The 19,324-nt window shown below is 41.3% G+C and carries 12 protein-coding genes; 5 read left to right on the forward strand and 7 right to left on the reverse strand.

The genetic code is table 11. From position 1 onward, the window contains the following. The 3 genes from QT327_RS05190 to QT327_RS05200 all read left to right on the forward strand — a co-directional run. Window positions 1–811, forward strand: an 811-nt coding sequence (locus QT327_RS05190; RefSeq protein ID WP_289552258.1) for an FAD/NAD(P)-binding protein, incomplete at its 5' end; no start/stop codon positions are given. After that, the gene (locus QT327_RS05195) at window positions 811–1,326 is read left to right on the forward strand and encodes an AEC family transporter (RefSeq protein WP_289552259.1); all 516 of its coding nucleotides are present in this window, start codon (window positions 811–813) and stop codon (window positions 1,324–1,326) included. The genes QT327_RS05190 and QT327_RS05195, both read left to right, overlap by 1 nt. 11 nt (window positions 1,327–1,337) lie before the next feature. Beyond that, window positions 1,338–1,727: a hypothetical protein gene (locus QT327_RS05200; RefSeq protein ID WP_289552261.1), complete on the forward strand. Its 390-nt coding sequence runs from the start codon at window positions 1,338–1,340 to the stop codon at window positions 1,725–1,727. A 31-nt stretch (window positions 1,728–1,758) separates the two neighbouring features. Here QT327_RS05200 and QT327_RS05205 read toward each other — a convergent pair whose 3' ends face one another. The 5 genes from QT327_RS05205 to QT327_RS05225 form a co-directional block, all read right to left on the reverse strand. Next, complete coding sequence (locus QT327_RS05205; RefSeq protein WP_289552263.1) at window positions 1,759–3,279, reverse strand: sulfatase family protein; 1,521 nt, start codon at window positions 3,277–3,279, stop codon at window positions 1,759–1,761. Between the two features lie 107 nt (window positions 3,280–3,386). Next, window positions 3,387–4,544, reverse strand: coding sequence for a family 43 glycosylhydrolase (locus QT327_RS05210; protein ID WP_289552265.1), 1,158 nt, complete (start codon window positions 4,542–4,544; stop codon window positions 3,387–3,389). A 27-nt stretch (window positions 4,545–4,571) separates the two neighbouring features. After that, window positions 4,572–6,044: a RagB/SusD family nutrient uptake outer membrane protein gene (locus QT327_RS05215; RefSeq protein ID WP_289552267.1), complete on the reverse strand. Its 1,473-nt coding sequence runs from the start codon at window positions 6,042–6,044 to the stop codon at window positions 4,572–4,574. 46 nt (window positions 6,045–6,090) lie between these two features. Beyond that, window positions 6,091–9,186 carry a SusC/RagA family TonB-linked outer membrane protein gene (locus tag QT327_RS05220; protein ID WP_289552269.1) on the reverse strand — a complete coding sequence of 1,032 codons (3,096 nt, stop codon included), beginning with the start codon at window positions 9,184–9,186 and terminating at the stop codon, window positions 6,091–6,093. A 144-nt stretch (window positions 9,187–9,330) separates the two neighbouring features. Continuing rightward, the gene (locus QT327_RS05225) at window positions 9,331–11,001 is read right to left on the reverse strand and encodes an arylsulfatase (protein ID WP_289552270.1); all 1,671 of its coding nucleotides are present in this window, start codon (window positions 10,999–11,001) and stop codon (window positions 9,331–9,333) included. Between the two features lie 165 nt (window positions 11,002–11,166). On the opposite strand from QT327_RS05225, the gene QT327_RS05230 reads away from it, so the two are divergent. After that, on the forward strand, window positions 11,167–15,174 hold the full coding sequence (locus QT327_RS05230; protein ID WP_289552271.1) for a hybrid sensor histidine kinase/response regulator transcription factor: 4,008 nt from the start codon (window positions 11,167–11,169) through the stop codon (window positions 15,172–15,174). 129 nt (window positions 15,175–15,303) lie between these two features. Continuing rightward, entirely contained in the window at window positions 15,304–16,029 is a 726-nt protein-coding gene (locus QT327_RS05235) for a hypothetical protein (protein ID WP_289552272.1), read from the forward strand. 178 nt (window positions 16,030–16,207) lie between these two features. On the opposite strand, the gene QT327_RS05240 is transcribed toward QT327_RS05235, so the two are convergent. Both QT327_RS05240 and QT327_RS05245 read right to left on the reverse strand, forming a co-directional pair. Beyond that, window positions 16,208–16,606 (reverse strand): hypothetical protein, encoded by a 399-nt coding sequence (locus QT327_RS05240; RefSeq protein ID WP_149106220.1) that lies wholly within the window; start codon window positions 16,604–16,606, stop codon window positions 16,208–16,210. 12 nt (window positions 16,607–16,618) lie between these two features. Beyond that, entirely contained in the window at window positions 16,619–19,081 is a 2,463-nt protein-coding gene (locus QT327_RS05245) for a TonB-dependent receptor (RefSeq protein WP_289552273.1), read from the reverse strand. Window positions 19,082–19,324: the final 243 nt, after the last annotated feature.

Genomic DNA, 19,324 nt, shown 5'->3' on the forward strand with positions numbered 1-19,324 from the left:
ATTGAGAGGGCTTTTGCCGGGGGTTCAATCGGCATCGGAAAAACCATTTCAGCGAAAAGTATTAACGCTATCTACTATCAAGACCCTGATCCGCGAGAATCGCCGGTCATTGCGAGTTAAGGATTTAATACGCCTATTTCGGAGTGAAGTAGAAGGTTATCTTGAACGTAAGCTGGACTGGGCGACCGAAGAACGAGTCAATAAAAATCATCTTCAATTATTAGAAGAAGACATAAGACAAGCTATGAATGGTGACAGTTTGTTTCAAAATATTCTGTATTCTTTACGGGAAGAGACTTACGCTATATGGAAATTATTACCCGTTGATCAGAAAATTTTGTTCGTTAAATGGATAAAGCCCTATTTTGACATTAACCGGCATGCGGTACCCATGGAGAATGGCATTAAGATAATGAACCTATTGAAATCAAATCAGTTGGAGGTTATCGGCAATAGCGAGGACATCAAATGGAAAGGAAATAAATTTGTATTGAAGACGGAGGACGGCCAAGTCTACAAAGCGGACTTTGTCATCAATGCCTCCGGACCGGCGAGCGTCATTCATAAGATGGAAGATCAAAAGTTGTTACAAGCTTTATTAAGCAAAAAGTATATTCAAGAGTATGGCGCCGGTGGACTGATAGTGGATCTGAATACGCTGCGGGTCAAAGACGTTTCATCAGAGGAAAGGACGCCGTTCTACGCGCTTGGGCATCTGATTACGGGATTGCAATTGGATGTAAATTCGTTATGGTTTAATGTGGAACAAGCAGATCTCCTGACGGATGATCTCATTCGTCAATTTCAATAATGGAGTTATTGCAAGAACTTCTTAACAAGGTACTACCTCTCTACGGCTTCATTCTTATTGGGTTCTTTGCTAAAAAAAGATGGCAGTTGGGCAGTAAATGGATTTCAAAAATTCTTTTATACCTTTTAATTCCCTTACTTATCATTGAAAATATGCTCCAGGCCGAGCTATCGGAAAGCGCTGTGGTTGGATCTATAATCTTTGTTCTTGCCTTGGCAATGAATATACCTGCTATTATCTGTAAACGTTTTGTAGCAAAAGATTTTAATGGTAGTCTTTTGAAAGGTAGCTTTTCCTACTATAACATTGGATGGTTTGGGATCCCGGTTGTAATGGCTCTTTTTGGTAATGAACAAATGCCATTAATTATCAGCGCGTATGTAGGCAATGTATTTTACGGTGACACCATAGGTTATTATCTGATATCGCGCACGAAAGGTCTTCCTGTGAAAGAGGCTGCGAAAACGTTTTTCGTATACCTGCTCTGTATGCCTGTGTTATCGCGGTGCTATTGAACTTGTTTAGCGTGAACTTACCTCAAAGAGCTGAACTTATTGGCGATGTGGTAGGCTGGACAGTTTCGGCTTCCGGAATGTTCATCATTGGCCTCACGCTGGCGGACATCAATTTCCAACAGATACGATTATGGAATTTTGCTAAAATATTAGGCTTGCGCTACATCTCGGGCGCGGTACTTCTGGTCCTGTTGTTATGTCTTGAAAAACAATTTATGCAAATACTTGACGATGATAAATCGAAATTAATGGGGCTGATTGCTAGTTTTCCTATTGCTGCAAACCTTGTGGTCTTCGCGTCCTTTCTGGAAACTGAAAAAAAGAATTCAGCCCTATTGGTTGGGATTTCTTCTATCATTTCACTTGTTTTGGTTCCTATATTGTGCTTGCTGCTATTTTGATTCGGCGAATAAATCAAAAACAGCCGTGATGCTAATTCTTTTTTTCCATAATCTCTTTTAACTTACCAGCCAGTTCAGCCACTTTATCAGGATATTTGCCAGCTAAATTTCGTTGTTCCCGGGGATCGTGCTTTAAATTATATAACTGCGGCTCTTGTTGCAGACCCGTTTCAACCGTTTTATTATCCAACCAATCGGGTATTTTTTTGGAGACCGGTTCAATATACTTCCAGTTCTCCTCTCGAATAGCCATCGTAAACGATTCCTGTAGCATAACGCGACGCCCTTTCTTTGACTTTCCCGTTAATGCATCAAGTAAGTTTTCGCTATCAGGTGCGATTGTCTCTCGATCGATTTTAACTCCGGTAAGGTTTGCCAAGGAAGCAAAAAAATCGATCTGATTAATGACCGCATCGCTAATTCCGGGCTGTATCTCATTTGGCCAACGAACAATCATCGGCATCCGCAATCCGCCTTCGAAGGCGCTGTACTTCCCTCCTCGGTATATACCGGCCGGCTTATGGTTGCCAATCAATTCTTCTGCATGATCGCCATAACCATCGTCAAGTACCGGCCCATTATCGCTACTGAAAATGACGAGTGTGTTTTTATCGAGATTTAAATCTTTCAGCGTTTTCATAATCTCCCCCACCATGGCATCCATTTCAACAATGAGGTCTCCCCTAGGTCCCATGTTGGTAGTGCCCACGTATTTATTATTCGGCATACGTGGCACATGAATATGTGGCAGTGCATAATAGAGAAAAAAGGGCTCATTCTGATGTTGATGGATAAACGCTTTCGCCTTATCCGTAAATACGTCAGCAAAATCTTCATCTTTCCAATAAGCTTGATGCCCGCCCGTCATATAACCTATACGGCTGACTCCGTTAACAATAGTTCCGCTGTGCTGGGTGTCAGCCGCCATCTTCAGCATTTTGGGATGTTCGAGACCAATGGGATCTTTTCCTATTTTTTTATTATAATCCACCTGGATCGGATCTCGATGGTCTAAATCAACAACACGACGATTTTCTACATATACCGTAGGCACACGATCAGCCGTGGCTGGTAATAAAAAACTATAATCAAAACCTATCTCCAAGGGCCCAGGCTTTATGTCCGCATTCCAATCCGGACTTCCGTTGCCCAAACCTAAGTGCCACTTACCAACTACGCCTGCAGTATAGCCAGCCTTCTTCAACATCGACGCCAAGGTTTCACGATCGGGTTCAATAATCAAAGGTGCATCACCGGGCAAAATAGCCGCGTCGTTTCGAAAAGCATATCTTCCCGTCAGCATCGCATAACGTGACGGTGTACAGGTTGAAGCCTCGGAATAGGCATTGGTGAAACGTAAGCCTTCCGCTGCCAGTCTATCTATATGGGTTGTTTGCACTGCGCTTGCTCCATAGCAACTTAAATCACCATAGCCAAGATCGTCTGCATAAATAATAATGATATTGGGCTTTTTTACCGGCGAAGTGTTCTTTTGCTGGCAAGAGCTGAATACAATCGGGATGACAAGGGTGTAAAAGATATTTTTTATCATCTTCTTTGAATGAAAATCAATGCCTAATAGTAAAAATTCATATTCTCCAGGTTATCTTTAAACCAAGCCTGCTTTTAGCAGAAACAAATAAGCATCCTTGCTGTTCATCATTTCTCTGAATTAACGGTTGAATAGAAATCGGCTGCGGCTTTAATATCAGGCTTTAGTCGATTGTCTTCCCACTTTACCGGTACAAGGGCAGGACGACAAGTTTGAGGAAATTTTTTACCCATAGCACCGCGCGGATTAAAAAAGACGGTTGACCACCAATGTCCCTCTTTATCCCAAAATAGGTTGTTATGGCCACCTTCTATGATAGCGGGGTAGCGTGGACCATAAGGTCCGTAAATATGATCCGATTCTGCCACGACCACATCATAGCTATGTAATTGTTCACCGGGTGTTTCCTTTCTTAAATATGTATAGCGACCGTTGGAAAGCGGTACAGACCATACAGTTTGTAATAACTGGTATTTGCCATGATGCTTGGTCAACCACACGCCTTCGATATAAGGTTCTTTAGCATAAGGTGTTTCTTTAAGTTGCTTAAAAGGCTCCGCGATATCACTCAGATCATTCTTCATACGAGCGATATAATGATCATGACCGACGAGATAAACCTCGCCGTCCTCATCTTCGAAGGCGCTGAGGTCAATGTTATCGAAAATAGCATGCTGTTCATTTCCTTTGATATTGCGATAAGGCCCTTCCGGTTTTCCGGAAATACTCTCTAAAACGAAAGATCCCTGATTACCATTAAACAGGCAATGAGCAACCATTTTTTTTTTGCTTTTTATATAATGTAACTCTGGCGCCCATATGGCACGGTACATCGAGTCGAGCGGGTCACCATTTAATGACATTGCCCCCTTTTTTATAGGTTTACCGGCCTTCTGCCAATCAGCGGCATCTTCGTCGAACGACCAAATCCGGCCCATTGACTCCCAATGCTTAAGGTCTGCTGAACGCCATAGGTATAGACCATCATTATAATCCCAGCAGTGCACCCGTCCAGTAAAATGCCTATCAGGGGAAGCGGTTGTTCCAGTTAAATAATAATTCCCGTCGGGTCCGAGCATTGCATACGTATCGCGCATCCATACGTCTAACAATGGTTTTACCGTTGGAGGAACTGTAAGCAATGAATCTCCCACGGGTGCGCGAGGATCACTGAAAGATTGACGCTTGCTCCGGTTTTGAGCGTAACCGATGCAATAGCTTAAACATAATATAAGGAGTATGAATTTTATCCGTTTGGTTAACATAGCCGTCTTAGTGTATTAATAAAATCTCTAATTATATCCCTTGTTCTGTACGCAAAGTTTATTCGCTTGGATTTCGGATTGTGGAATGGGGAATAGAAGTTTATCTGGCGTTGCTAAAGCAGCTGACACTCCTCTTGCTATTGCTGATGACAAGAAGGTTCCTTGCCGGATTAAATCTTCCCGCCTTTTACCTTCAGAGATAAATTCCCAACCTCTCTCTTTAAACAGAGCTTCTCTGAAAAGTTCTTTTGTTCCTGCTTCGGTAAGTGTTAAATCGGGCAAACCGGCTCTTTTGCGTATCTGATTAATAAGTGTAAATGTTTCTTCTGAGGGCCCGGACAACTCGTTTAACGCTTCTGCGCGCGATAATAAAATATCTGCGTAGCGCAATACAGGCACGTCGTTTCCGCTGTTATTGCCGATGGTGCTGTTATCCCAATATTTAAAGCTTCGGGCATTGTCGTCATTGAGTATATTTACTGTCACGTTGTTATTATTTACATAACTGGTGCAGATCAACGCACGCCGCTGGTCGTTTTCCGCCATACTATTTACAAAGGCAGTCCTTAAACGGTATTGGGTTGCGAAGTTAGACATAGATGCCTGGTAAACAAACTCAGGAAGTTGAGCTGTACTTTTAAAATTTGGTGGAAGGGCTCCGGCCATAAACCAGTTCCCGAAATCTACTTCATTACGACAAGGCAATACTAATAGCATTTCGCGGTTGCTCATTCCTTCGTTTTCTACTCGAAAAAGATCTTTGAAGGCATATTGACCGGTGCTATAGTAATTAAAATCAATAATGGTTTTACAGGCATCTGCCGCTTTTTGCCATTGCTTGGTATTTAAGTAAAACTTCGCCAAAATACCGCTTGCGTTTCCTTTATTGAAGCGACCAAAGGCTTCCTCCTGTCCCGGATCCGGTAGATCGGGGATCGCTGCAAGAAATTCTGATTCGATGAAGTTTTTTATTTCTTCCTCAGTTGCTCTTGCCAAATCGCCTGTTTGTTCAGTGGAAAGGCGAAGAGGTACCGGCCCAAAGAAATTATATAAAATAGCAAAAGCCTGTGCACGCAGAGCGCGCGCTTCCGCTAGAATCAGTTTCTTACTTTCTTCCGAAGCATTTACCCCCTCTATATTTTCAATTACTCCGTTAGCGTCGCGGATACAGCGGTAATTCGGTGCCCACATATCACCTTCAAAAGTACCTAAAGTAGGTTCCCAACTAAAATTAATTAAGTGTAATAATTGTCCATTTTCTGCTCCGCCCGAATTGAAAGCCATATCAGTACATACCTCCGAATCGTTAATAATAAAGCGCGAATTCTGCTGCGTTTGTTGTTGCGCATAGGCAGAAAATAAAAGTGACTTGATACCAGCTTCTGTCGTGAGCACGTTGCCCGGTGCAAATTCAGAATTCGGCGTTACATCTAATACATCGCTACAGGACGAAAGGCTTCCCAAAAGCAACAATGTAATATATTGAGTGATCTTTTTCATCTGCATAAATTTTTCTATAAAAAATATACTTACATACTTTACCAAACTAAAACTGCACATTAATCCCCGCCGTAAATGTCCTTGTAAGTGGATATGAATTATAATCCACCCGCAGGATATCATCCCCAATTGCATTAACTGCAGGGTCTACCCCTGAATAGTTGGTAAACGTATATAAGTTCTGTCCGTTAACAAATACCGTTGCATTGCGAATAAATAGTTTTTCAGGTAAAGGGATCTGATAAGATAAACGCACGGATTGTATACGTAGGTAAGATGCGTCTTCTACTGTTTTATTCGTTATTTGTCTGGCACCCTGTACATCACCCGGAATAAAGGAGGGATACTCGTTATTTGGATTAGCTGCTGTCCATCGGTTAAGATATAGCTCAGCCAATTTATTACGGCGAAAATCAACGGCATAATAAGAATCTACCAGACTACTATTGAGCATCTTAGCACCTTTCGAGCCTTCTAAAAAAATAGATAAAGCTAGTTTTTTGTAGCGCATGTTTGCGTTAAAACCATAAAAGAAGTCCGGCAAGGATTTACCTAAGATGACGCGATCATCTGCATTGATGATTTTGTTATTATCGAAGTCCCTGTATTTCAGATCACCGGGTCTAACACCCGGTTGAGCCAACGAAAAATCGTCTCCTTCTTGCCAAACGCCATCCACGATGTAGCCATAAAACGAGCCCATTGACTCTCCCGGTTTTAATATGCTATACTGACCGATATTTCCAGGACCCGAGCCGATAAATTGTTCAACATTTCCTAAGCTCAACACCCTATTTTTTAACGTTGTGATATTAAAATTGGCATCTACCTTGAAATCCTCGTTTTCAACAATTACACCATTAATCGAAAACTCCATCCCCGTATTGCGCATACTGCCCACATTTTCTGTCCGACCAGCGAAACCTGAACTTAAAGGTTGAGGAACGTTATACAGCAGGTTCGAAGTTTTTCGGTTATAATAGTCTATGCTACCAGAAAGTTTAGAACTGAAAAAGGCAAAATCCAACCCAATGTCAATTTGATGGGCAGATTCCCATCTTAAGTACGAATTTGAGCTTCTGGTAGGGGCGATACTGGTTACTTTCTCTCCATCAAAAACGGCAACTCTGCCTGCAGCATAGGTTGAATAATAAAGATAATTTACATTAGGTTGGTTGCCGGTAGCGCCATAACTAGCTCTAAACTTCAAGTCATCTATAAGGTTCGTGTTCTTCAAAAAATCTTCTTGCTTCATTTTCCAAGCAAATGCCGCAGAAGGGAAATACCCGAAGCGATGCTCCGGACCGAACCGAGCCGAGCCGTCGGCACGTATCGATCCGGTGAACAAATATTTACCGGCATAGGAGTAGTTTATCCGCCCCAGATATGATAATAAAATATTTTCCTGTGCGCCATTGCCTACCCCATTTAGCATTGCATCCCCCGATCCGATACCGAAGTATGTCAAATCAGGTAATGCGAAGTCCCGCGAATTGGCAATTAACGAGCTGGAGGTGTATCGCTCATAGGTTGAACCTGCAACGGCTGACAAACTATGCTCACCAAAAGTTTTATTATAATTCAATGTACCCTCCACCAAATAATATGTTCGTTTTCCATCACGGGCGTCAGCATAACCATTATAGGAAGCGCCGGTAAGCGTGGAAGGATCTATCCAGAAGTTTCGTTGTGAGATATTGATATCTGCTCCAAGCCTTGCTTTTGCTGATAAGGAAGGAAGAATAAAATACTCGGCGTAGAGGTTTCCAAAAGTTCGATAGGTATCGCCTACCGAGTACTGCCCATTAATGACTGCTAGCGGGTTATCCATCGGCGCCATTAAAGGTGAACGATAGTAAGAACCGTCCGGATTATAAGGAGGGACCGTTGGATCGTAATTCTGTGCCATATAAAGGGCGCTGGCATTATCATTTAAACCTGTTCCATTTGCGTTATAATGATCCTTTATATAGGCCGTAGCGAGGTTAATGCCCACATTATACTTCGATGCCACACCCGTTTCCAGGTTAACTCGCGCGTTATACCGCTTAGTAGACGAATTTAACATCACCCCTTCTTGATCAAAATAGCCTGCCGAAATGTGAAACTTGGTAAGCTCATTTCCACCACTAAAAGACACATCATGACTTTGTATTGGTGCGTTTTTCAATAAGAGGTCCTGCCAATTGGTATTGTAAGTGCTCGCCTCTACGGGTTGGTATACGCTGCCGTTCAACTGTCCTTCTTGAATGATGCCATTAATGGCAGAGGTATATTCTTCAGCAGTCATATAGCGCTGTGTCTTAGCCACCTGCTGCTGTCCATAACTTGCATCATAAGTTACTGTAATTTTTCCCGCTTTCCCCTTTTTTGTGGTGATCAAGACAACACCGTTGGCACCACGCGAGCCGTAGATAGCTGTAGCAGAAGCATCTTTCAATATTTCTATCGAGGCGATGTCTGCCGGGTTAAGAGCGTTTAGTGGTGTACGATTATTCGGATTGTTCGTCGCTCCCCCTACACCGGCTGCGCCGATAGCGGCTGCATCATTCACGGGCATTCCATCAATCACATATAAGGGAGCGTTATTTCCGGTGATGGAAGTGATTCCACGGATTTGTACACTCATTGCTGCACCTGGCTCGCCGCTTTTCTGATAAATCTGCACACCTGACGTTCTCCCCTGTAGGGCCTGTTGCATGTTAACATTTGCACCCTTTGTTAAGTCTTCTGCCTTGACAGATGACACAGAACCGGTGAGATCACTTTTTGCCACCGCTCCGTAACCTATAACAACAATCTCGTCTAAAGCGGTACTTTCAGCTATCAGGGTTACTGACAGGTTATGTCTCCCGTTTAAGCCTAGTTCTTGTGTTTTGTAACCTACATACGTGAATTTTAAGGTTGCGTTTGTTTGGACGCCATTCAATGCAAACCGGCCCTTTTCGTCCGTCATCGTTGCCAAAGATGCCCCTTTAACGGATACACTTACACCGGACAGTGCCTGTCCTACTTGATCAGTCACTTTTCCGTTAACGCTTGTCTGTTGAGCTGCAAGTTGATGCATATGTACTAGCATCAGGCTTATCCATAGGAAGTGCTTTAGCCTATTGGTAAGCTTTTCTATTTTTAATCGATCCATAATTATTGGTTAGGTATTATCAAAGTATTTATACTCTCGTCATTTTAGTCAGAATAAATGCCTTCCTACCCACCGATAAGGTGGGATTCCATTATATTTCACCCGATACAATGATGACTCGCTATCTAGATGGCATCATGCGTCTTAAGGTTTCGGAAAAACGCTGTACCGGTTGGCTAATTCTTCCCATTTTTTCTTCATAGCTTCCATTCTTTGAGGATAAGTAGCCGACAGGTTTTGGGTTTCTGAACGATCTTTCGCTAAGTCATAAAGTTCCCATGGCGCATTGATATCTACCCGAACAATTTTCCAATCGCCCTGTCGCAGGGCAGCAGCACCGTTGTGTTCCCAGAACAATTCGTCATGAAGATGTGCTTTCTGCTTACCGGTCCACAGAGGCAATAGGCTTTTTCCCGGTGTAGGTGTGATACGATGTCCTTCAAAGGTCTCAGGGTATATTGCCCCCGCGATATCGGTACAAGTGGACATCAAATCAATAATATGTGCGGGTTCGTCGCTGATTTTATTTTGTGCCTTTATCTTATTTGGCCAATAAGCGATAAATGGCGTGGCGATTCCTCCCTCATGTTCTTTAGATTTCCAATAACGAAAGGGTGTACAGGATACGTTTGCCCACTCTGGTCCGATGCCGAAGTGTGTTGTTTGCGGGCCAGGCATTACATCCTTGTTGACAGAAAAACTGATCTTCCTACTATCTCGCGTCGTTCCTGAGCGATCGAAACCTGGGCCAAATTTAGCGGGTTGCTCGGGGCTAGCGCCATTATCTGAAAGGAAAACAATAAGCGTATTGTCAAGCTGGCCCGATTTCTGAAGCGCATCCATCATCTTGCCAATATTTTGATCCAGACGGTCTACCATTGCCGCATGAACCGCCATTGCACGCGCATCCCAAAGACTGTCAGCGTTTTTCTCCCAGCCCCTTTCTGGTGTCATAAATCTCGAAAGCTTTACTTGATTAGGCTTAATCAGTCCCAACTTCAGCATTTTTTGATAACGTTTTTCACGAATGTAGTTCCAGCCCTTTTTATATGTATTTTCGTATTTGCGGATATCACTTTCCAATGCTTGTAGTGGCCAATGGGGCGCCGTAAAGGCGACATACATAAAAAACGGCACCTCTTTTTGTGCGAATTGCCTTATATAAGAGGCCGTACTATCCCCAATAGCATTAGTGTAATAGAAATCTTTGGGAACTGACTGAATCGGCCGCGTGCCATTCACCAAGGAAAATGGGTCGAAATAGTCTACTACGCCCCAAATATTACCATAATGTTTATCAAAACCTTTATGTACAGGATATGACAAAGTATCTGAAAAGTCGCGATTAGTGATCTGATGATCGAGCCAAGCCAATTGTTCCTCTTTAGTTGGTAAGGGTTCTGTTTCAGAAACATGCCATTTACCTACCATTCCTGTTTGGTAGCCGGCTCCTTTTAATACCTGAGCGATTGTGACTACATTGGGTTGTAAAAAACCTCTGTATCCAGGTTGCCCTTGATCGCTTGTCATATTCCCGATACCAGCTGTATGTGGATATTGCCCGGTTAGTAGGGAGGCCCGTGTTGGGCAACATCGACTGGCATTATAAAAACTCGTCATTCGTAAACCGTGTGAAGCGAGTCGATCCAAATTAGGCGTCTTAATTTCTCCTCCATAACAGCCTATGTCTGAGAAACCCAAATCATCTGCCATTACAATAATGATATTAGGTTTATTTTGCGCCGAGACCCCGGCTGCATAAATTAACCAAATAAACAATAAGCATAGAATTTTTGCGTGTCGAAAAAAAGCCATAAGTGTATGATTGGTTTGCAAGAGCAATGTTAGACGAAAAACGCTATCATCAGTAGCACACATGTTAAATTTTATAGGACATTCGTTCAAAAACCGTATCTTAAACCCATTTAAAGCGATTTTCTATTTTTTTAGGAATTTCGTCGGATCTCGATAGACTAATCAATGCGTAAGCAATTCTACACCTGCGTTTTCTTTTTATTGTTGCTGATACAGGCAACGAAAGGTAGCGATATACGCTTCCGTAAAATAACCTCAAGCCAAGGTTTGTCGCACAATACGGTTTATGCTATCACCCAAGACGAACAGGGCTTTATGTGGTTCGGCACCCGAGAAGGCCTAAATCGATTCGATTGTCGTCATGTTAGAAGTTATTATATTGATGCTGCACCACCTGGAACGTCAACCAATCAGATTAATGCTTTACTGAGCCATCAAAAAAACATATATGTGGGTACCAATCACGGACTTTACCGCTACGATCTACGTCAAGATCGATTGATAGCCCACCCTTTAAATTCGGAAAGGCCCGCTGTAATTTTCATATCGGAACAACAAAGCGTGCTTTATATAGGTACATCTAGAGGCTTATTTCAAATCAAAAACGGTAGAACGAGTCTACTGCTTAAGGGATTCGCGAGAGCCATTTGCCCTCTATCTACAAACAGATTGTTGATTGCTATCGACCGGCGTATTCTTCTTATCAATGAGGCAGGTGATATTGAGCATACCTTCACTACGAGCTCTTTTCCTCCGCTGTCATTCTCCAATTTTACCATCTTCCAAATGCATCGCGATTTGAAAAATCGTATTTGGCTGGCTACATCGCGTGGACTTTATCTTTATAACGATGAAAAGCGACAATTTACTTCACTGCCCTTTACGAATGAAGAAAACACCGAGAACAGTACCGTTCGATCAATCACAGCAGACAAAGATGAACTTTTATATATAGGCACCGAAAATGGCCTTTATATATATGATATTAAAACAGGCCGAACTGAGAATCATTCGCAATCCTTCAATAACGAGCCTAAAAAGCTAAATGATAAAGCTATCTATTCTACCTTTATCGGTAAAGAGGGTACAGTTTGGATAGGCACTTATTTTGGCGGAGTCAACTACATCCCGGTAGGAAGTGATGGTTTTCAGAGCATACTACCAACCGATAAAAATAATGGTTTGGGAGGAAAAGCTGTCAGTCAATTAATGGAAGACAGCTTGCACCGATTATGGATTGCAACCGAAGATGGTGGTATTTCTATCTACGATCCATCTACCGCAGCTTTTAGTCGAATTAATAAAAACACCGCCCCCTTTTATCTCAATACCAACAATGTCCATGCACTCCATACAGATTCTTATGGAAATGTATGGGCTGGAACCTTTTTTGGAGGCTTGCACCGCTTTGACCTTAATAAGCGAACGACCACTATTTATGCGAAGAATCCGGCCGATCGCAACTCACTTTCCAACAATCAAGTATATGCGATATATCAGGATAGTCGCGGCATACTCTGGGTGGGTACTCAACAGGGCTTGAATCAATTTAACTATATAACAGGCAAGTTCACTTTACTTGCTCCGGAAATTTTAGGCGATAAATTCATATATGATCTCACCGAAGACAAAAATGGTGATTTATGGATCTGTACCAGACAGGATGGCATTTACCGATACAACCCGCTATCTAAAACCATGAAACACTATACTAACACGGGTAAAAATGCTCCTTTATTAAGCAATCAGCTAATCAGTGTGTATAAAGATCGTCACCAGCGTTTATGGTTCGGTACGTTAGACGGCGGCGTATGTGTTTATCATGCTGAAACAGATGCTTTTCAACATTATACCACAATTACCGGCTTGGCTAATAACAATGTCTATGGCATACTGGAGGACGATGCCGGTTTTATTTGGCTCAGTACCAACTTAGGTATTTCCAGGTGGAATCCAAACACGAAAAGATTTATAAACTATGATAATAGGCATGGCTTGAGTACGAATCAATTTAACTTTAAATCTTTCTTGCGAGGCAGCGACGGCACTTTTTATTTCGGCAGCATTAATGGCTTATGCTATTTTAATCCATTGAAGATGCAGGTAGACAGGCAATCCTATCCCCTGGTTTTTACAACCTTTCAGTTATTCAATAAGGAAGTACACCCGGATTCCGATTCTACAGTTTTGAAGCATCAGCTCGGTTACGCCCGTCAAATTAGTTTATCTTATGATCAGAATGTATTTACCATAAATTATATCACCATCAACTATGCAAACCCAACAAGCACCAACTACGCTTACTATTTAGAGGGATTTGAGGATCGATGGAATTATGTTGGTGATAAAACGAGCGCAACCTATACCAACTTGTCACCAGGCCGCTATACACTGCATGTCAAAACCCTAGATGACGCAGGCGGTTTTACCGGCCAGCAACAAAGTATTAGTATCCATGTGGCTCCTCCTTTTTACCGCACCAACCTGGCCTACCTCTTTTATGCATTTCTCTTATGCCTATGTATTTATATATATACCCGTTTTGTACGCTTTATTCATGAAAAGCGTTTGGAGATTCAACTCGCGCATATGGAGAAGGATAAAACAAAAGCACTTACACAACATCGAATTAACTTCTTCACTTTTATATCCCATGAATTTAAAACGCCCTTAACACTTATTCTTGCATCCATCGACAAATTTATAAATGAGAAGAATATCGATCTCAAGCAACATGTGGAGCTATCACATATCAAAAAGAATGCATCCAAATTATTTAAGCTCATTCACCAGCTAGCGGAATTCAGAAAGGTAGAGGGAGACGACCTGTCTGTGCATTTTAATCGATTGGATATGACCGCTTTTGTACGGCAAATCGTTAACGCTTTTGAGCCCTTGGCAAAGGAAAAAGATATTGCTATTTCTTTTGAGACGGAGATAGACGGACTTAATGTTTTTTTTGATAGCGATAAACTGGAAAAAATAATATCGAACATCTTGTCAAATGCTTTGAAACACACCCAAGCGGGTAGTGTTTCGGTATCTATGCGAACAACTCTTCAAGACGGACAGAATAGAGCAGATTTTGTCATCAGTGATACCGGAACAGGCATGTCTACGACCGATTTGAAACACCTATTTGACCCTTTTTATCGCTCGCCCTCCCAGACTGACATCTCAGGTTCGGGAATCGGTATGGCCTTAGTGCACCACTTGGTTAAAAGCCTTGAAGGCAGCATTGAAGCTTCCAGCACACTTGGCAACGGTACGACGATTTTTTTCAGTCTTCCAGTATACGAACAATTAACTGAACAACAAAGCGAACAACAAAATCCATCGGAAACTGACGTCAATATGGATGTCATCTCCCCGCCTATTGAAAAAAAAGAGCAACGACTAGACCGGCATTATACGCTACTTTTAGTAGAAGATAATAAAGAATTATTGAAATTTCTGGCACAACATTTTCAGAAGACGTACTCGGTAATAACTGCCTCAAACGGAGATATAGCATGGAAAAAGATCTGTAAAACATCTCCTGACATTATTATCAGTGATGTTAAGATGCCTAAAACCACTGGGCTGGACCTATGTTTAAGGATAAAACAAAATAAACAGTTTGATCATATTCCGTTTATCCTTTTGTCTGACAATCAGGATGAACAGATCAGGGTAAACGGATTGGATGTAGGCGCCGATGCCTATATCGGTAAACCGTTTAACTTAAATGAACTGGAGTTGGTAGTAGCCAATATGGTCAAATCAAGAATTAGTTTACGGGAACATGTAATAGGACTAGGCGCTTTTATTGATAACCCTGTTGTTGGCAATAACCGGGATCAGGACTTTCTTACCAAATTAAGTAGCGCTTTGGAGCGGCATTATAAAAACCCGGACCTATCCGTAGAAGATTTAGCGAATGAACTGAATACAAGCCGAACCTCTTTACATCTCAATCTTAAGCGTATTCTGCAAAAAAACGCAACAGAATTACTGAATGAATATCGCCTAAAAAAAGCATTGATGATGTTGGAAAAGGATGTCCCCGTTAACGAGATCTCTTACCATTGCGGCTATCGCGAACCGAATTACTTTAGTAGGGTCTTTAAAAAGCACTATCAGCTTTCTCCTCAGAAATACAAAGAGGTGCATTTTGATAAAAGTAAAGATTAGTGATATAGTAACATTTGCTTATAATGCTATACAATGTTTTTGGCCCTTTTAAGAACCGATTTATACTCTGATTTCGTTAAATGATGTTAAGCCTTTCGACTAAGCTTCTTTATTGCTAATTTAGAGCCTATGACTAGCTATCGGTCCTTTCTAATTCTTATAATTCTATCTTTGACGGCAGGTGGTCTGTATGGTCAGATGCAAAAAATAAGTGGTACGATTGTGATAAATGGGGTCAAGAGCAGTGGTTATCAGATAAAAGTAACAGAAGCGGATATAAGGAACATGAAGAAAAAGATTTCTACTAGACCTGATAATCTGGGCAATTTTTATATCGATGCCCATATTGGTGACTCGTTGGAAGTATACCTCCGAGGTTTTTCCAAAAAGTATGTCATAATAAGTAGTCATGATCATATGACCGTGTATTTAGACAATACTATTCTTTTGGAAGAAGTTGATATAAACGCAGCTATTAACAATAAAACCTTTTTGAAAAACACTGCAGTTGATTACAACAAACAAAACAATATATATTTTGGTGGAAAACCGCCTATCGCTTTGTTATCTCCGTTTGGAGGGAGTCCAATAACTTTTTTTCGTGAGCTCCTCGGTAAGGACGGCGAAAAAGTGAGGATATTCAATAAATATATTAACCAACAGATTGAACTTGAGGAAGTTGATGCTAAATTCAATACACAGACGATCAAGCAGGTAGTCGCCATTAACGATTACGAAATCAACGCATTTAAAGCTGCGTACAGACCAACTATAGAGGACATTAAAAAATGGACGAATTACGAACTGTACGATTACATCAAACAGTCGTATGAGGACTTTAAGAAAAGTAAATAATTTAACATTAATCTAACTGATTTTTTTGATTTATAGAAAAGCAAATAAGCGTTGTAAAGAAGATATCTCCTATGTAATTGCAAGAGATATCTTCTTTTAGGGGCCTATTTTAATAGGGTTTACAATCGTAACAAGTCACTTTCGAAAACGGATCTTATTCACTCCACAATAGGAACATTTAAGACATCACTGCCTTCCACTTTCTAACGTCAAGCACTAAAAAGAAATTAGCTACAACTACAAAACTGAGCAAACCGACTTGTGAGATATTATCTGATTCTTTGTAGATTGTTTCTCCTAAATGAAACACATTTAAAAGGAGTAGCATAATCGCCCAGGTAAAAAGGAACAATATGAAACCTTTCTTTTTAATATAGAGTGTTAATAAGGCTAACAACATACTGAACACTTCAAGTACAAATCGCATCAGGTGCATACTTACCGGAACTTTACCCGTAGCGCCAGGTATTTTTATGTCCATACCAAATACGGCCTGGCTAAAGTGGTAACTGCTGTGAAACAGATAACAAAGTGCGATCATAAGCCAGATAAAGGCGATTCTATGCTGGATGTTCATAATTTCCATTTTTTAAAATTTTAACCCGGCGCCCACAATGAAGTTACGCGGTGCTTGTGAATTGAATGTGGAATAACCTGTCCAATATTTCTCATTTCCAATATTGTTGGCTGAGAAGGTAATTCTAAATTTCTTTAGGTCGTAAAATATGGATGAATTGATAACAATGTAAGCGGGTGCATAGATTTTTCCAGCTGCAACTGAATTGACCAAGTAGTTTTTACTGGCGTAGTTACCACCAAAGCTAATGCCCAACCCTTCTGCTAACCCGAAAGGAATACGGTAACTTATATATAGATTACTTAAGTGGGTGGGGCCTGAAGTTTCGGGTCGCAGACCGTTTAAGCCGCCACTGGCACCATCTGCATCAATTTTTTCATATTTACTGTCGTTATAGGCATAACCGGCGATAATATTAAGTCCGTTAATTGGATTGGCTACAATCTCGGCTTCAAAACCCTTACTTAATTGGGTGCCATCCTGAATGTTTTGATTTGGTATTTGCGCGTAGGGGCGAACGATATCCTTCACTTTGATATTGTAATAACTAAAAGTACCCGATAATTTTCCACCAAATGCGTCCAGTTTTACGCCACCCTCTAGCTGATTGGCCTCTTCCGGCTTAAAGCTTTTACCTTCATAGTCAACGCCCGTTTTATTTGTAAAACCGTTCTGGTAATTACCGAATACCGATACTTGATCTTTTACAACCTGATAAATCAAACCGAACTTTGGCGAGAATGCCGTTTGAGCGTAACTATCAGAAGTGATATCGGTGGTCGCATTATAAATGCCCCTATTAAAGAAACGGTCAATCCTGATTCCTGCTAATGCAATCAGTTTGTCCGTAATATTGAGTGCATCAAACATAAAGGCACTGTAGGTATTGGTGTTTGAATTTGGTTCGTAGTTTAATAAAGGTTTAGTTCCGTATAAGGTTGAAACTTTATCCTCGTTAAAGTCGTTGTAGTTTGGTGCCGGTCCTGTAGCAGGCACGAGATCAAAGAAATCAGGTGTCTGTTGACCGCCGAATACATTGATAAAACGCTCATAAGAAATATTACTCTTATACTTAAAATAATCCAGTCCCACAGTCAGCCTATTTCTCATCCCCCCTATTTTGAAATCACCTTGCAACAAAGGCTGTATTTCTATTGCATGATCGCTTCCATTCGGCGACCACACCATTCGTGCCAGGTTGTCCGCTCCAGGAGTAGCGATCCCCAACAAAGCGTTAGGAACGAGCATTAAATAAGGTGTTCGACCTTCCGAAGAGCTGTTGGTTACCGATACATTGGTTTGTAATTTCCAGTCCTTATTTATTTGATAGTTCATCGCACCGAATAAATTGATATTTTCGGATTTGTTATATAAACTATTATTGAGAAATGCTTTGTCATAATCGATGTTAATCTCATCGATCCGGTCCGTACCTAAGTTATCCACGGTATTGCCATAGAAAAAAACGCCCATAAAGTCGTTGGCTTTCCCTGAAAAGATTTCTGCGTCTAAATTAAAGTTCAGCTTATCGTTTACCTTATAACTTAAACTAGGAGCGAAAGCAAAGCTTTTACTAAAGCCTGCATCACGGAAAGAATGTTGTGTTGTATAAGCTGAATTTACCCTAACCAATACAGATTTATCGGCATTCAAGGGGGTATTGACATCTGCGGATATTCTATTGAGCCCGAAGCTTCCTGTACTGTAATCTATCCTGCCTCCCAAACTATCATACGGTGTTTTCATGACTCTGTTAATCAATCCGCCATAAGAAGTAATTGTATTACCAAATAAGGTGGCTGATGGGCCTTTGATGACTTCGATGCGTTCGATATTCACCGCATCAATGCTTGAAGCAACATTTCCCGATATGCCATTGCGAGCTTTTATATTCGTTATGAATCCTCGTTGGCTAAAAATTGGACCTCCAATTCCGGCTCGCCCTACTGCATCCCACATTTTATGGACGCCAGGAGCATTTTTTAGGGCGTCCTCCACCCTAAATAGTTGTTGTTCGGCAAGTAAATCACCTGAAATAATGGAAATATTCTGTGGATTTTCCAGATTTCGCAGCGGCATTTTTGCTGACGCATCTGTCTTTTTAACAGCAAACTTATTGGTATGACCTGCTTTTATATTAACCTCCTGTAGTTGTGCTGAATTATAAGTAATATTAAAGTTGGCGGTAACGGTCTCTCCCAGCTTCACCGCAACGGATTGTGTTTCACTATTTGCTCCAACTGCGGTGGCTTTCAGGATATAATTTCCCGGTTTTACATTACTGATTTTATATTCTCCCCCGGTATTGGTTACGGCCCCTTGGCCAGTACCAGTTAATACAACAGATACATACGGTGCCGGATTTCCGTCTGATGTTAAAACTGTTCCGCGAACAACGCCGTTTTGCTGCGCAAAGACAGCCAGACTTGTCAGTATAAGGGTTACGAATAACTGAACGTGTAGTGTTATTTTCATTACTGTTTATTTAGATTAATTCCAAATACAAAAGAATAGATTAATTTTGATTCCCACAAATTATTTTGACACCGTTTCTTTACGCTTTACGATGGATTGCATTAGGAAAACTTAACCGATCTGAATTCACGCCTTGCACTGATACGGTACAGCTAAAAGGCGTCGAGGATGTGAAGGTTTAAAAGGCTGTACAGAAAGGCGGTATTGACACCAAATACCTTGGTACTTAACTAAGGCAGTTTC

It is taken from the genome of Olivibacter sp. 47, assembly GCF_030372825.1.
GTDB lineage: Bacteria > Bacteroidota > Bacteroidia > Sphingobacteriales > Sphingobacteriaceae > Olivibacter > Olivibacter oleidegradans.